Below are 15,396 nucleotides of genomic sequence, written 5' to 3'. Positions count from 1 at the left end.
TCGCACCGCGCTCCGTCGCTGAGTCAGCGAGGGAGCGCGGTGCGTTCGCGGCGCAGCGCAGCGACCACCACGGGCGCAAGCAGCTCCGCCACGATCTCGGCGACGGTGATCGCCCCGTCGACGCAGAAGTGCGTGTTGTCCTCGACCCCCTCGGGGTAGAGCGCGCTGGCCCCGGCGGGCAGCTGGGTGAACAGCCGGCGCGAGGCCTCCTCGCCGAGGGACTCGATGAGCTCCCGGGTCCGGGCGTTGAGGTCCAGCAGCGGCACCCCGAGACGCTCAGCCAGGGCGATGACCGCCGCGGGATACTCCGCATGGGTGTGCAGCAGCAGCCCCTTCGCGAAATGCCGACGCGCCACCGGCGTGCACAGCACCGGGTGCGCGCCGAGCTCACGGACCTCCTCGACCATGCGGGTCAGCGCCGCCGTGTACCCGCCCCAGGGGTCAAGGTACTCACGCTTCTGGTCGTTGTGCCCGAACTGGATCACCACCAGGTCACCGGCGCGGGTCTCCTCGAGCACGCCGGCCCAGAGGCCCTCCTCGCGATGACTCTGCGTGGAGGCACCGTTCTTCGCGAGGTCGACGACATGGATCGGCGCCGCCGGCTGCTCCGCGGCCGTGGCGCACCGCGCCGTGAGGGCGGCACCGAGGTGGGCGCCCCATCCGCTCATCGGATACGCGGTCGCGACATAGGGAGCCATCGTCGAGTCGCCGGCCAGCACCACGCGCAGGCCCCGCCCGGTCTCGGCCCGACGAGCCCCGACGCTCATGCGCCCGGCCCGGGGAAGTCGTCCTCCATGACCGGCATCGCCGTGATGATGTCGGGAACCTCGTCGGTGATCACCGGATGGTCGAACACCGCCGCGCGCACCCGCACGTCCAGCATGCCCCCGGCGGGGAGGAGCCGGGACTGCGACCAGGCGAAGCTGGTGCCGATCCCCACGTAGTCCGAGGCCCGCACGAACCAGGGATCGATCCGCCCCTGGGCCTGTTCGTCCTGGACCAGCAGCAGGCTCGTCCAGTCGTTCCCGTGACGGCGCTGGACCACCAGGAACGGGCTGGAGGAGCCGTGGGCGACGGATTCGCCCTGCCCGCCCTCGACGAGGATGCGGGTCTCGTCGGTGCTCGGCAGGCGCCAGAACAGGCCGCCGTAGCCGGCGCCCAGGCGGCCGCGCACGGCGGGGCTGGTCATGTGAAGATCCCCGGAGTCGGCCTCCAGACGACTGCGCCAGGCCAGGCCCCAGCCGCGCTGCTCGGGCAGCAGGAAGGCGCCGAGTCGCCGGTGCTCCAGCAGCAGGTCGCTGCCGTCATGGGCGAGCCACCGCACCTGCGACTGCAGGTCGCGACCGTTCTGCGCCGTCACCTCCCCCCGCGACTCCTGCCGGCCGTGGTTCGCCAGCAGCGTCGATCCGCGCCCTTCGACGAAGGTGCGCCCTCCCCAATAGGTGGTGCCGTTGACGTCCGGCAGGGTGAGGGAGACGCCGAAGTGGTGCCGGTGGTCGACCGGGTTGGTCGCGGTCATCGCCCGGCCGCTCAGCGAGCGCACCGGATGCAGATGCGGCCGGGGACTGTGCACGGGTGCCATGGAGGCGCCGGTCACGGCGGCGCTCAGCAGCGTCCCGCCGTGCAGCAGGGTCCAGTCCCGCCCCTCCCGCACCCACCCCAGAGGCTTCTTCTCGAGCTCGAGCTCCGTCGGCTCGGCCGGACCGCTGGTCTTCTCGGTGACCGGCACCCGCGAGGGCGGCACCCTCCCGGTGCTGTCGCCGACCAGGAGCTGCGGCTCGAGCAGGACGTCGTCGGCCGCCTCGGTGCCGCCGGAGCGCTGGAGGCGCCCGCGCAGCAGGGTCCAGGCGATCGCGCCGGCATCCAGCTGCTCCAGGCCCACGGTGGTCAGCCGCGGCACCGCGAAGCGGGACAGTTCGATCCCGTCGAACCCGGTCACCGAGAGGTCGCCGGGAACATCGACCCCGAACTCGTTCAGCCGGGCCAGGATGCCGAAGGCCACCAGGTCGTTGAAGGCGAGGACCGCGGTGGCTCCGGACTCGAGCACCTCCTCGGCCACCCGGTACCCGTCCGACATCGCGGAACCGCCGAGGATCGAGCGCAGCGCCATCGCCGGGTTCGCGTCGGTCAGTGCGTTCAGGGTGGTGAGGCGCTCGCGGTTGGCGGCGCTGCGCGGCGGGCCGGCCACGTACAGCAGGTCGCGGTGGCCCAGGCCCTCGAGGTGGCGGACCAGCTGGGTGAGGCCGGCCGCGTAATCGATGCCGACGGACGCCAAGCGGGGATCCTTCGCCCGACGGTTCACGAGCACCACCGGGGAGATCTGCTCGACGAGCTCGTCCAGCGCCAGATCGTCCATCCGGGGCGAGACCAGCACCACGGCGTCGCATTGGCGGCGGGCGTCCTTCGCGATCGCCGCCTCCCGCTCCGGGGACGCGGCCTCGGCCACCAGCACGCTGTATCCGTCGGTCTCCGCTGCGCGGGACAGGCCCCGCAGGATCGCCTGGAACATCGGATTGCCCAGGTCGGGGATGACCAGGGCGATCGTCAGGGTGCGGCCGGTGGAGAGGTTCCGTGCGGTGAGGTTGGGGCGATACTGCAGCCTGTCAGCGGCGTCCTTGACCCGGGCGCCGATCTGCGGGTCGACGCTGGTGCGACCGTTGAGCACGCGGGAGACCGTGGCCCGAGAGACCCCGGCCGCCTCCGCGACCTGGGTGATGGTCGGTCCTCCGCTGCCTCGAGACGTCACGCGTCACGCCCTTCTCGTCGTACGGTCACCGGTCCGAAGCTCGCCCGGCGGTCCTCGAGCACGCGGTGGGCCATGCTGCCGACGGTCGCGAACAGACCGATCTCGGCGCCGATCCAGTGCCCCTTCGTGCTCGGCCATTGTGACAGCAGCGGTTCGACGGCGACGCGACCCAGCGGTTCGTCGAGCTCACCGAGGCGGACGTCGGACGCGGCGAAGCTGACGCGCCCGTCAGCGTCGATATCCGCCTGCAGGTGCACGGATACCTCGGCGGCGGGGTCTGCCGTCAGCAGGCGAGCCCGGTGCTCGGACTCGTCGACCTCGTCCTGCGCCATGGTGGCGTGCACCAGTGCGATCCCGTCGGCGTCGCGGCGCAGTCCGGCCCAGGCGTAGCTCAGCCCCAGCACCACCAGCCCGGCGCGCTCGATGCCGAGCGACACCGGTGACTCGGCGCCGGGCAGGTGCAGGCGGGCGGACCACTGCGAGGGCCGGCCCGGCATCTGCTGACCGAGGATCTGCCCCAGCTCCCGCAGGTCGCCCCGGGGGCTCGGCGCGAAAGCCAGATCCAGGCGGCCGTTCCCGGTGCGGGACCAGTGCGGCTGCGGATTGGCCTGCCAGTGCCAGCGCGGGTGGAGGTGCGCGGTGGTGAAGTCGTCGGAGCGCTGCGGCTCGGAGTACGCAGCGGCGGCGCCGCGCTGGGGGATCACCGGGACCGGCCGCCCGCGCACCTCGTCGATCGGATCGCCCAGGTGCGGCCACCCCTCGTCGTCGAACCGGACCGGCTGGACGTGGGTGACCCGCCCGAACACGTCGCGGTCCTGGAAATGGACGAACCACCAGTGGCCGTGGACATCGTCCACCAGCGCGCCCTGGTGGGGGCCGTTCACGGCGGTGGAGTCCTGCTCGAGCACGATCCGGTGCTCGTAGGGGCCGCGCAGGTCGCGCGAGCGGAAGACCACCTGGTAGCCGTCGGCGACCCCGCCGGCCGGGGCGTAGATCCAGTACCAGCCGTCGTGCACGTACGCCTTGGGGCCCTCGAGTGTGAGCATGTCCGGAATGGTCGCGCCATCGATGATGACCTGCGAGGTCGATAGCGGCGCGGTCAGCTCGGGGGTGACCTCCAGCAGGGTGAGGCGGTTCTTGATGCCGGCGCGGGAGCGCGCCCAGCCGTGCACGAGGTAGGCGCGGCCATCGGTGTCCCACAGGGGGCAGGGATCGATGAGCCCGCGACCGGGCAGCAGCAGGCGCGGAGCGCTCCAGGGCCCAGCGGGGTCCGGGGCCTCGAGCACGAAGATCCCGTGGTCCGGATCCGGGTAGACGATGAAGAAGGTGCCGTCGTGCTCGCGGATCGCCGGCGCCCACACCCCGCTGCCCCGGCGGGGGAGCGCGTAGTGCTCGGCGGGGACCAGCGAGGGCAGGGCGTTGGTGACGTGCTCCCAGTCCACCAGGTTGCGAGAGCGCAGCACCGGCAGGCCCGGGGCGCGGTTGAAGCTCGAGGCGATCATCCAGAAGTCGTCGCCGCAGCGGATGACGTCAGGATCGGGCCAGTCCGCATCGAGAACGGGATTCGAACGGTGCTCCAACGGGGTTCCTCCTCAGGAGTGGGCGGCCGCGAAGAGCCGTAGTGCGCCGAGCGGGATGGGCGCGAGTAATCGGTTTCAGCCCCCGCGATCGCACACGCTATCAGGGCGGCCCAGAGGGCGTGCGAGAGGGCAGCTCGACGGCCCGATCCCGGCCCCCACTGTCGACACCAAAACGTGATCAAGCGCTGACCTGGGAAAAGAGTGCCCTATGGCGCATCCGGCGACGGTCCGCGCCTCGCTTCCGGCGGGGACGTCGTTGACAGCCTCGCGGCCCGACTGCACACTGGGGCGACTGCGGGGAACCGGTTTCCCATAGAGCGGTTTCCCGCCGCTCTGCACGGTGCCCCGCCGATCCCTACGACGAGCAAGGATGGCCAATGGTGGCTGACTCCGTAAGCGACGCCAGGACGGATGCTCCCGTGCTCGCGGCGAGCATCCCGGCAGCGGGCGCCACGCCGCTCGCGCCGCGCAAGAAGCCCCTGGGCACGATCCTGTGGCGCTACCGGGCGCTCTATCTGATGGCACTGCCCGGCATCGTGTACTTCCTGGTGTTCAAGTACCTGCCCATGGGCGGGCTGATCATCGCCTTCCAGGACTACAAGCCGTTCCTGGGGATCATGGACAGCCCGTGGGTGGGCTTCGAGCACTTCGTGCGGCTGTTCACGCAGGACACGTTCTTCATGCTGCTGCGGAACACGCTGGTGCTCTCCCTGCTGCTGATGGCGATCTCGTTCCCGGTGCCGATCATCCTGGCGCTGCTGCTGAACGAACTGCGCGGGAAGTTCTTCAAGCGCAGCGTGCAGACGATCATCTACCTCCCCCACTTCATGTCCTGGGTGATCGTGGTGTCGCTGTTCTACGTGATGCTCACGACCGACGGTGGGGCGCTGAACAACCTCATCGTCTCGCTCGGCGGGGAGCCCGTCGGCTTCCTCACCGATCCGGACTGGCTGCGACCGATGTACATCTTCCAGCACGTCTGGCGCACCGCGGGGTGGGGAACGATCGTCTATCTGGCAGCTCTGACCGCGGTGGACATGAGCCTGTACGAAGCGGCCGAGATCGACGGCGCCAACCGGTGGAAGCAGACCTGGCACATCACCCTGCCGGCCATCCGCGCCACGATCATCGTGCTGTTCATCCTCTCCATCGGGGACTTCCTCGAGCTCGGCTTCGAGCACATGTTCCTGCTGCTGAACTCGATGAACCGCGACGTCGGCGAAATCTTCGACACCTTCGTCTACACCGCCGGGATCCAGAACGGCCAGTTCGGCTTCGCGACCGCGGTGGGCCTGTTCAAGGGCCTCGTGGGCCTGATCCTCGTGATCGGGATGAACTCCCTGGCCAAGCGGCTCGGCGAGGAGGGCGTGTACTGATGTTCGGCTTCGAGCAGTTCGTGACGCTGAACCGGGGGCTCACCGGGTTCTGGCGCTTCGCGTGGCTGAACATCCTGTGGATCGTGGTCACCGTGCTCGGGCTCGGCGTGCTCGGCGCAGGGCCGGCGAGCTACGCGATGGCGAAGTACCTCGATCGGTGGTTCCGCCACGGCGAGACCCCACCGGCCGCCCCGACCTTCTTCCGCTACGCCCGGGAGCTGCGCTGGCATCCCGTGCTGGTCGGAGGGGTCCTCCTGGCGGCCGGCGCCGTGATCCTGGTGAACCTCATGAGCCTGCCGGACTGGTACCTGCGGGTCGCGAACCTCCTCGCGCTCGCCGTGCTGTGGATCATCACCGCGCACGTGTTCTTCGTGATGGCTGCCCTGGACGTGCAGGGCCTGCGCGCTCAACTGTCCAGTGCGCTGCTGCTGGGGCTGGGCTCCCTGCATTGGACGATCATCGGCACCGCCGTGGTGCTGGCCGGCTACGCGCTGATGATCCGCTTCGCGCTGCCGCTGCTGGCCCTGTTCGGCGTGGCCCTGCCCGCCGTGGTCTTCGCCGCGATCTGCCGGCGCACCGTGCGTGACCTCGACCTCCACCCCGCGACGACGCCGTCGTCAGCCCCTGATCTCCCGCGCATCGATGCGCATCCCGCAGGGCGCACCGATGCGCTCTCGCGCCGCTCGCCGTCGGCCTCCGACCGAGCGACCACCCTCAGGAAAGGAACCCCGGCATGATCTCTCGCAGGAACCTCCTCCAGTCCGTCCCCGTCGCCGCAGCCGGCGCCCTCGCAGTCTCCGCCTGTGGAAGCAGCGGCGACTCCGGCGGATCAGGCGGCTCGAATGCTCCGCTGACCTGGATGTCCATGCTTCATACGCCCACCACCCCGGACCCCGATGGTTCGATCATGGCGGCACTGGCGGAGTACACCGGCACCGAGTTCGAGTTCCAGTGGGTCCCCGACGCCTCCAAGGAGGAGAAGATCAACGCGGCCCTCGCCTCGGGCTCGGTCGCCGACATCTCCACCCTCAACCAGCTGGGCATGCCTTCTACCCGCGACGCTCTCACCTCCGGGATGTTCTGGGAGGTCGATGACCATCTCGCCGACTACCCGAACCTCGCCGCGATCAACCCCGACACCCTGGACGGCGCCCGCTTGGACGGCACCCTCTACGGCGTGCCCTTCCAGAAGCCGATGGCCCGCTACGGCGTGCTGATCCGCCAGGACTGGCTGGACCGCCTCGGGCTCGAGGTCCCGCACACGATCGAGGACCTCGGTGAGGTCGCGAAGGCCTTCGCCGAAGGGGACCCCACCGGCACTGGTGCCGGGACCACCGGGTTCATCGACCGCCAGGAGAGCTTCCTGGTGGGCTTCCGCTCGCTGGCCGGATACTTCGGCGCCGGCGACAAGTTCCAGCTCGACGACGCCGGGAAGATCGTTCCCGCCTGCACCACCGAGGCCTGGAAGGAGGCCATGCAGTGGTACCGCGGGGTCTTCGAGGCCGGCGGCGTCAACCAGGAGTTCGTCACCGTCCAGAAGCAGAACCAGCAGCAGGCGATCGCCCAGGACAAGGGCGGGATCGTGGTCACCGGCCTGTTCGAGGCGAAGAACTACGTGGCGCTCGCCGAGTCCATCAACCCCGACACCGAGGTGAAGTGGACGCTCATCAACGACATCACCTATGCGGACGTCCCCCGCCGCATCGTCTCGGACACCGGCGGCGGCATGGGCGGACTGATGGCCTTCAACTCGCAGACCCTGACGTCCGAAGCGGATCTCGGCCGCGCGCTGACCCTCATCGACAAGCTGCTGGACGAGCCCGCCTTCCAGCTCATGACCAACGGTGTCGAGGGCACGCATTTCGAGCTCGATGCCGACGGCGCGGTGACCATCATCGATCAGCCGCTGTGGGAGCAGGAGGTCCAGCCGTACTCCAGCTCCCGCCCCTCGGACCAGGTGGAGACCTACAAGTCCACCGACCCGTATGTGAACCAGGCCAACGAGATGATGACCGAGAACGCCGAGTTCGCGATCACCAACCCGGCCCAGCAGCTGACCTCGCAGACCTACGACACGCAGTGGGCGACCCTCGAGAAGGCGCTCAACGACTCCTACAACACCTTCATGGTGGGGCAGTCGACGCTGAGCGACTACGAGGCGACCATCGAGTCGCTCCGCTCGCAGGGGCTGGACGACATCATCAGCGAGTACACCGAGGCCTACGACGCCCTCGGCGGCTGACCCGCCGTCGGTCCGCACCCCCGTCTCCCTCCCGTCCTTCGAAAGGCCGTTCCCGTGTCCCTCGTGGAGATCACCGAACCACCCGCCGCCGCCGACCTGGCGACCGCCCGGCTCCAGCGCGCCATCGACGAGGCCGCCACTCGCGGTGGCGGGCGGGTCGTCGTTCCCGCGGGCGTGCACCGCACCGGGGCGCTGCGATTGCGGACCGGCATCGACCTGCACCTCGAGGCCGGCGCCCTGCTGCAGTTCGTCCCGGAGCCGGAGCTGTACCCGGCGGTCCAGGCGCGGTGGGAGGGAGCCGTCGGCCTCGTGCATTCCCCGTGCCTGTACGCCCAGGGGGAGAAGGATGTGTCGATCACCGGTCTGGGCACGATCGATGGTGGCGGCCAGGCCTGGTGGGACACCTTCCGTCATCGCCGGGCAGAGCTCGCTCATCCCCGGCCCACCCTGATCGGGCTGCACGGGTGCACGCGGGTCACGATCCGCGACGTGGCGCTGCGCAACTCCCCGGCCTGGACCGTCCACCCCGCCCTGTGCGACGACGTCACGATCAGCAGCATCCGCATCAGCAACCCGGCCGATTCCCCGAACACCGACGGCATCGACCCCGAGTCCTGTCGCAATGTGCGCATCAGCGACTGCCATATCGATGTCGGGGACGACTGCATCGCGATCAAGTCCGGCACCGAACACACCCCGGAGCGCGTGGCCAGCGAGAACATCGTGATCACCAACTGCACCATGGTCCATGGGCACGGCGGGGTGGTGATCGGCAGTGAGATGAGCGGCAGCGTGCGCAATGTCGTCATCAGCAACTGCGTCTTCCAGGGCACCGACCGCGGCATCCGGGTGAAGACTCGGCGCGGTCGCGGTGGAGCGGTCGAGGATGTGCGCGTCACGGGCGTCGTCATGGACGACGTGCTCTGCCCGATCACCGTGAATCCCTTCTACTTCTGCGGGCCCGACGGCAAGGATCCCCACGTGGGTGACCGCAGCGCCCGGGAGGTCGACGGCGGCACCCCGCAGATCCGCGGACTGCACCTGGCCCACGTCACCGCGAAGAACGTGCACGCCTCGGCCGGACACCTCTTCGGACTGCCCGAGGCGCCGCTGGTCGATCTCACGATCGATGACTTCCTGGTCTCCTTCGCGGCCGACCCGCGCCCGAGCTCTCCGGAGATGGCCGCGGGCGTCGAGCCCCGGACGCGCTCCGGGATCGAGCTCGGGTTCCTCTCCGGCGGCGCGCTGCGCCGGGTACGGGTCTCCGGGGCCGACGGGGACGTCGTGACCACCCACGCCTGCGAGGGCGTCGACCTCGACGTGAGGGGCAGCGATGACCGTCACGTCTGAGACCCGGCGGCGTCCCGCCGGGAGCGCGCACCGAGAGCAGAGCACAGCCCGGCGGGTCCGCCGCACCCCAGAGCTGTGGATCGCCTCGATCGGCAGTGTCCTGTCCTTCGTGGCCCTCGGGGGCTTCTCCCTGGTGATGACCAAGATCGACCCCGCGGCTTTCGAGCGGGTCGTCATGCCGGCGCTGATCGGTCCCGAGGCGGGTATGAGCCGCCAGGAGGCGTTCGAGGTGGGCCGCACCCTCGGTGCCTGGTTCGGCGCGACCCTCCTCCTCGTGCTGGCGCTCGTGAGCGTCGGGATCTTCTTCGCCCGTCGGCGGCCCTCGCGCCGATCCACCGGCTGGTGGTTCCTCGCCGCTGGTCTCGCCTGCCTGCTGGGCAGCCAGCTGATCCTCTATCCGATCGCCTTCCTCTTCTTCGTCAGTGCCGGACTGTTCGCCCTGCGTCCGGTCACGGATGGGAGCCCTTCATGACCACGTCCTCTCCTGCGCCCGCCACCGACGTGGCGGCCACGGCTGTGCTCGCCACCCGACCGCCGGTGCGCCCGAAGAAACCCACGGCGCGACGACTCGGCCCGGGCGAGCAGATCTTCCGGGTGGTCAACGTGATCATCCTGGGCGGCTTCTCGCTGATCTGCGTGATCCCGTTCGTCCACGTCATCGGCAGCTCCTTCGCCACCCCTGGGGAGCTCGCGACCACCAACTTCCTGCTGGTCCCGCGCGAGGCCACCCTGGATGCGTACCGGTACATCCTGTCCACCCCGACGATCTTCCGGGCGATGGGGGTCTCGACGGTCGTGACCGTCGGCGGCACCTTCCTCAGCCTCCTGGTCACCGCGCTCATGGCGTACGCGCTGGCGAAGCCGTACCTGGTGGGGCGCCGCGCCATCAACTTCATGGTCGTGTTCACGATGCTGTTCAGCGGCGGCATGATCCCTACCTTCATCGTGGTCTCCAAGCTGGGGCTGCTGGACTCCCTGTGGGCGCTGGTCCTCCCGGTCACCGTGAACGCCTTCAACTTCGTGATCATGCGGAACTTCTTCCAGGGCATCCCGGACAGCCTCGAGGAATCCGCCCGGATCGACGGCTGTTCCGAACTGGGCGTGTTCGCGCGGATCGTGCTGCCCCTGTCTATCGCCTCGATCGCCACCATCGGCCTGTTCTACGCCGTGACCTACTGGAACACCTACATGCACGCGGTGCTCTACATCAACGACTCCTCGAAGTGGCCGATCCAGGTGCTGCTGCGCCAGATCGTCATCGTCGCCAGCGGTGTCAACGCCGACGCCTCCTCGGTGGACGTGGTGCCGCCGGCGCAGTCCGTGAAGATGGCCGTGATCACCGTGGCAACCCTGCCGATGCTGATGGTCTACCCCTTCATCCAGCGCTTCTTCGTCAAGGGCGCGCTGATCGGCTCGGTCAAGGGCTGAGGCGCGCTCCGCGCCGTACCGTGAGGACCAGAGGACGGGTCGTTCGAGAAGCGCTGCCCGCATCCCCGATGACGAGGAGAACGCATGCCCGCCCTGTCCACGAGCCCAGAGCCGCTCCGCAGACGCCTTCGCTCCTTCCTCGGTCTGGCTGACGAGTTCCATGACCAGCCCAGCGGGGGACCCGGTGGCGCGATCATCGTCGGGCCGACGGGCGCCTCCGCGGCCCCCGGGCCCTCCCTCGTGCAGGTCCTCACCGCCGACGGCGACGATATCCCCGCCTTCCTGCTGCGCCCCGCACCCGAGGTCGCCACCGGGGCCGGGGTGGTGCTGGTCGCCGGGCACGGCCGCGGCATCGATGATCTGGTGGCCACGGATCCGGTCGACGACTACCACGACGCCCTCGCCCACAAGCTGGCCCGGGCCGGGTTCACGGTGCTCTGCCCGGAGATGATCAGCTTCGGCAGGCGCCGCGTCCCACGAGCCGCAGAAGAGGAGCCGTACGAGGAGACCGAGAACTCCTGCGGCATCGATGCGGCCCGGCACCTGCTGCACGGACAGCCCGTGATGGGCCGACGGGTTGCCGATGCCCGCGCCGCCGTACAGGCCCTGCGCGGGGTGGCGGGCGTGGACCCGCAGCGGGTCGCGGTAGCGGGCGGCTCCGGGGGAGGGGCTGTCTCCTTGCTCCTGGCGGCAGTGGACACATCTATCGCCGGCGCCCTGGTCGCGAGCTACTTCTGCAGCTTCGAGGCGAGCCTGTGCTCGATCCGCCACTGCCCCTGCAACATCATCCCGGGCCTGCTGCCGGACCTGGAGATGGCGGACATCGCCGCACTGATCGCCCCGCACCCCCTGATCCTCGAGGCAGGGGAACAGGACCACATCTTCCCGATCGAGGCGACCCGGGCGTCCTTTGCGATGCTGCCGCCGGTATGGGAGGCCCTCGGGGCGACCCCGCCGGAACTCGTGGTCACCGACGCCGGGCACGCGTTCCGCGCTGAGCGCTCGCTCGACGTGCTGACACAGCGGATGGCCTGACCAGAGGCTCCGGCGGTTCTCGCTCGCGCCCCTGCGGGCCGCCTGAACCCTTCCCGTCGGGGCGTTCCAGGGCCGTGCGCAGGGGCGAGTGCCGCCATGGCGATTGTCTCCCCTTGCGGGATGTCGTCGGCCCGGAGACCGATACTGCCGTACGGTTGATGCTGTGAACGCTGCTGCGAAGCCCTGCGACGCGCGCGACACCCAGCTCTTGAGACCCTGACCCTTCAACGATTGAGATGCCTCTATGCCCTCCTCCGTAGCCACCCACCGCAAGCTCACCGCGCCCCCGCGCCTTCCCAAGAACGGCCTGCGCATCACGCCGCTGGGCGGCCTCGGCGAGGTCGGCCGCAACATGACGGTCTTCGAGTTCGGCGGCAAGCTGATGATCGTCGACTGCGGCGTGCTCTTCCCCGAGGAGCACCAGCCCGGCATCGACGTGATCCTGCCGGACTTCACGTCCATCCGCGATCGCCTCGACGACATCGAGTGCATCGTGCTCACCCACGGGCACGAGGACCACATCGGCGGCGTGCCGTACCTGCTCAAGGAGCGGGCCGACATCCCCCTGATCGGTTCCGAGCTCACCCTGGCCTTCATCACGGCCAAGCTCAAGGAGCACCGCATCACCCCCAAGACCATCCAGGTCGAGGCGGGGGAGCACCGCAAGATGGGCGCGTTCGATCTCGAGTTCGTCGCGGTCAACCACTCCATCCCCGACGCCCTCGCGGTCGCGATCCGCACCAAGGCGGGAATGGTGCTGCACACCGGCGACTTCAAGATGGACCAGTTCCCGCTGGACGATCGGATCACCGATCTCCGCGCCTTCGCGCGCCTCGGCGAGGAGGGTGTGGACCTCTTCCTCACCGACTCGACGAACGCCGAGGTCCCCGGCTTCACCATGTCGGAGCGCGACCTCAACCCCGCGATCGACCAGGTGTTCACCACCTCGCCGCGCCGCGTCATCGTCTCGAGCTTCGCCAGTCACGTGCACCGCATCCAGCAGGTGCTGGACGCCGCCCACGCCAACGGCCGCAAGGTCGCCTTCGTGGGCCGCTCGATGGTGCGCAACATGGGCATCGCCCGCGACCTCGGCTACTTGAACATCCCCAAGGGGCTCGTGGTCGACTTCCGCAAGATCCAGTCGATGCCCGACCACAAGATCACGCTGATCTGCACCGGTTCGCAGGGAGAGCCGATGGCGGCGCTCGCGCGCATGTCCAACGGCGATCACCAGATCCAGGTGGGCGAGGGTGACACCGTGCTCATGGCCAGCTCGCTCATCCCCGGCAACGAGAACGCCATCTACGGGATCATCAACAAGCTGACCGATCTCGGCGCGAACATCGTCCACAAGGGCAACGCCAAGGTGCACGTCTCCGGCCACGCGAGCGCCGGCGAGCTCATCTACTGCTACAACATCGTGCGCCCCAGCAACGTCATGCCGGTGCACGGCGAGTCCAAGCACCTGCACGCCAACGCCGAGCTCGCCCGCCGCACCGGCGTCCCGGAGGACCGGATCATCGTCGGCCAGGACGGCGTCACCGTCGACCTGGTCGATGGCCGGGCGAAGATCTCCGGCAAGGTCAAGGCCGGGCTGGTCTACGTCGACGGTCAGACCATCGGCACCGCCACCGAGGACACTCTCGCTGATCGACTGCTCCTCGGCGGCGGCGGCGTCGTCACCGTCGTCGCGCTGATCGACCCCAAGACCAATCAGCCGACCGAGCCGCTCGAGTTCCTCACCAAGGGCTTCGTCCACGACGACCGCACCTTCGAGGGCGCCACCAACGAGGTCTCCAAGGCGCTCAAGCGGGCGAAGCAGGAGAACATCGACGACATCAGCGCGATCGAGAAGATCATCGTCGAGGCCGTCAGCGGCTACCTGCGCCGGACCCACCGCCGCGAGCCCGCCGTCATGGCGGTCGTCGTCGACGCCTGATCGCAGTTCTCCACGAGGGCCCTTCCTGCCCGCTTCACGGCGGCTCAGGAGGGGCCCTCGTCGTTGCCCACCCCTGCCGAATCCCGATCGGTTCAGAACGGCGGATCGGGGAACGGCGTCGGATCGGCATCCTGGAGCAGTCCGTGGTGACTGGCGGCGTCCCACGCGAGCATCTCCTCGTAGGCGTCCCAAGAACGCTGGAGGGCAGCGGCCAACCCCGGGGTGAGCAGATCCCGATTCGGCTGCGCCGTAAGGGGTGGGTGTGCGCCGATGTGCCACGTGGTGGTTCCATCCGGTTCCCGGACCGGGTCGAGGAGGCCTCGTGTTTTCATGTCGTGGTGCTTCCAACATAATCGATGGAGATTCTCGATCGATGTCTGACCGCCACTCTCAGGATTTTTGTGATTGTATTCCTCGATATGATCGGCTTCGCCGACGGTGCACACATTCTTGGTGCATCCGGGAACGGCGCAGACGGGATCGAGAAGACGCAGATGCTCTCTCATCGTGGCGGTCGCGGAATATCGCGTGGGCGGCAATGGGAGGAAGGCGCCGTCGGAGGGATCGGTGAGGATCCGGTACCAGGTCGGCTCGCCGGCCGCGAGGTGGCGGGCCATCGCTGCGGGCAGTGGGATCGTCCCGTCGATCGTGCCCGGGGCGTCGGATTCTCCCAGCAGGGTCATTGCCGGGACGACCACCTGCAAGCGGAACCTGCTCTCCGGCACCTCGATGCCCGCGGTCTCGAGCATCGTGCGGGACAGGAGCGCGTACCGCAGGGCCGCGAGCGTCAGGTGCTGCCCGTTCCGGACGGCGTCCCCGTCGATGTCGAAGGGGACTGGTTGCTCCTTCTCGAGCGCTCGGCGCTGCTGGTTCTGGACCGCACGGGCGGCGAGGTCGAGACGGTGCGTGAAGGAGAGGATCTCGTGAATCGGCCCGGTGATGACGACGCGGGCGGTGCCGTCGTGGTCGGGATTCACTTCGAGCGCGACGTCACGCTGCTCCGTCGGGGTCGCACGCACGGCGGCCGCTCCGAACCAGGCGATCAGCTTCCCCAGCTCGCGCAGGAACCGATCACAGGAGACGTTCGCGAGATCCCAGTCGGCAACGCGCTCGTCCAGCTGACGGCGCTGGTCAGGGGTGAGGCGGCGTACCCGGCGCAGCAGCTGCTCGAACCAGGAGACCGGCATGTGGCCGGCTTCGAGGCGAGCGAGCGTCCGCGGGAGAGTCGTCACGGCCGTGCAGGCATCGCGCAGCTGCGCGCGGGCATGGTTCAGGGTGATCCGGCGGGCGTCGGCGACGAGAACCGCGTACAGGTCGCCCTCGTCGCTGGTCTCGTCCCAGAGCATCGCGAGCTTCCGCAGCCGCCCCGCGTAGGCGCGGGCCTCTTCGAGGTGGGTGGAGAACAGTTCACGCGCGACGTGCGCCTCGAAGCATCCGGGGTCGACCAAGGAGCGGGAGGCGAAATCCTCCGGATCCAGGGGTCTGCGGGCGCGGACCGGCGTGCGAGGCGGCTCGGTCCCTCGGGCAGCTTCGGTTCCGCGGGCGCTGGCGGCGCCGGCACGGAAGGCGGAGTCAGCGCCACTCGATAATCGCGATTCAGCAGTCGTCGACATTCCGACACCTCCTTTTCCGAGTAGTCCGCACCTGTCAATTATCTCTTCCCAGTGTAGAACTGCAATGCGTCCCGCGCCAGTCTTTCG

Annotated in this window: 12 protein-coding genes; 8 read left to right on the top strand and 4 right to left on the bottom strand. The window is 69.2% G+C overall.

Annotated elements, in window-relative coordinates; translation table 11 throughout:
- Positions 1-23: 23 nt before the first annotated feature.
- From INT51_RS02330 to INT51_RS02320, 3 genes are read right to left on the bottom strand one after another with little or no spacing between them, the layout of a single operon-like run.
- Positions 24-767 (bottom strand): rhamnogalacturonan acetylesterase, encoded by a 744-nt coding sequence (locus tag INT51_RS02330; protein WP_193103594.1) that lies wholly within the window; start codon positions 765-767, stop codon positions 24-26.
- Complete coding sequence (locus tag INT51_RS22490; RefSeq protein WP_193103593.1) at positions 764-2,746, bottom strand: DUF6807 family protein; 1,983 nt, start codon at positions 2,744-2,746, stop codon at positions 764-766. Before INT51_RS22490 ends, INT51_RS02330 begins: the two co-directional genes overlap by 4 nt.
- Entirely contained in the window at positions 2,743-4,326 is a 1,584-nt protein-coding gene (locus tag INT51_RS02320) for a glycoside hydrolase 43 family protein (protein WP_193103592.1), read from the bottom strand. Before INT51_RS02320 ends, INT51_RS22490 begins: the two co-directional genes overlap by 4 nt.
- Before the next feature lie 380 nt (positions 4,327-4,706).
- On the opposite strand from INT51_RS02320, the gene INT51_RS02315 reads away from it, so the two are divergent.
- From INT51_RS02315 to INT51_RS02280, 8 genes are all read left to right on the top strand, one after another.
- Entirely contained in the window at positions 4,707-5,702 is a 996-nt protein-coding gene (locus tag INT51_RS02315; RefSeq protein WP_304502056.1) for a sugar ABC transporter permease, read from the top strand.
- Positions 5,702-6,439, top strand: coding sequence for a YesL family protein (locus INT51_RS02310; RefSeq protein WP_193103590.1), 738 nt, complete (start codon positions 5,702-5,704; stop codon positions 6,437-6,439). Before INT51_RS02315 ends, INT51_RS02310 begins: the two co-directional genes overlap by 1 nt.
- On the top strand, positions 6,436-7,944 hold the full coding sequence (locus INT51_RS02305; RefSeq protein WP_193103589.1) for an extracellular solute-binding protein: 1,509 nt from the start codon (positions 6,436-6,438) through the stop codon (positions 7,942-7,944). The genes INT51_RS02310 and INT51_RS02305 overlap by 4 nt, the downstream gene beginning before the upstream one ends.
- Positions 7,945-8,007: 63 nt before the next feature.
- On the top strand, positions 8,008-9,294 hold the full coding sequence (locus INT51_RS02300) for a glycoside hydrolase family 28 protein (RefSeq protein WP_304502055.1): 1,287 nt from the start codon (positions 8,008-8,010) through the stop codon (positions 9,292-9,294).
- A complete protein-coding gene (locus tag INT51_RS02295; RefSeq protein WP_193103587.1) occupies positions 9,278-9,766 on the top strand; it encodes a DUF4064 domain-containing protein in 489 nt (162 codons plus the stop codon). Before INT51_RS02300 ends, INT51_RS02295 begins: the two co-directional genes overlap by 17 nt.
- Entirely contained in the window at positions 9,763-10,722 is a 960-nt protein-coding gene (locus tag INT51_RS02290) for a carbohydrate ABC transporter permease (RefSeq protein WP_193103586.1), read from the top strand. Before INT51_RS02295 ends, INT51_RS02290 begins: the two co-directional genes overlap by 4 nt.
- Positions 10,723-10,806: 84 nt before the next feature.
- Positions 10,807-11,757, top strand: coding sequence for a dienelactone hydrolase family protein (locus INT51_RS02285; RefSeq protein WP_193103585.1), 951 nt, complete (start codon positions 10,807-10,809; stop codon positions 11,755-11,757).
- Positions 11,758-12,001: 244 nt separating this feature from the next.
- Positions 12,002-13,696, top strand: coding sequence for a ribonuclease J (locus INT51_RS02280; RefSeq protein ID WP_193103584.1), 1,695 nt, complete (start codon positions 12,002-12,004; stop codon positions 13,694-13,696).
- 92 nt (positions 13,697-13,788) lie between these two features.
- Here the strand turns inward: INT51_RS02280 and INT51_RS02275 are convergent, their stop codons facing one another.
- Positions 13,789-15,309: an HNH endonuclease signature motif containing protein gene (locus INT51_RS02275; protein WP_193103583.1), complete on the bottom strand. Its 1,521-nt coding sequence runs from the start codon at positions 15,307-15,309 to the stop codon at positions 13,789-13,791.
- Positions 15,310-15,396: the final 87 nt, after the last annotated feature.

Source organism: Brachybacterium sp. FME24 (genome assembly GCF_014897705.1).
Classification (GTDB): Bacteria; Actinomycetota; Actinomycetes; order Actinomycetales; family Dermabacteraceae; genus Brachybacterium.
Note: the sequence above shows the minus strand (reverse complement) of the source record. Positions and strands in the feature narration are given on the sequence as shown.

Bases quoted from the DNA above. Each gene is read 5' to 3' on its own strand.
- INT51_RS02330 (WP_193103594.1), bottom strand. From the start codon at position 767: ATGAGCGTCGGGGCTCGTCGGGCCGAGACCGGGCGGGGCCTGCGCGTG.
- INT51_RS02295 (WP_193103587.1), top strand. From the start codon at position 9,278: ATGACCGTCACGTCTGAGACCCGGCGGCGTCCCGCCGGGAGCGCGCAC.
- INT51_RS02275 (WP_193103583.1), bottom strand. From the start codon at position 15,309: ATGTCGACGACTGCTGAATCGCGATTATCGAGTGGCGCTGACTCCGCC.
- INT51_RS02290 (WP_193103586.1), top strand. From the start codon at position 9,763: ATGACCACGTCCTCTCCTGCGCCCGCCACCGACGTGGCGGCCACGGCT.
- INT51_RS02285 (WP_193103585.1), top strand. From the start codon at position 10,807: ATGCCCGCCCTGTCCACGAGCCCAGAGCCGCTCCGCAGACGCCTTCGC.
- INT51_RS02305 (WP_193103589.1), top strand. From the start codon at position 6,436: ATGATCTCTCGCAGGAACCTCCTCCAGTCCGTCCCCGTCGCCGCAGCC.
- INT51_RS02310 (WP_193103590.1), top strand. From the start codon at position 5,702: ATGTTCGGCTTCGAGCAGTTCGTGACGCTGAACCGGGGGCTCACCGGG.
- INT51_RS02280 (WP_193103584.1), top strand. From the start codon at position 12,002: ATGCCCTCCTCCGTAGCCACCCACCGCAAGCTCACCGCGCCCCCGCGC.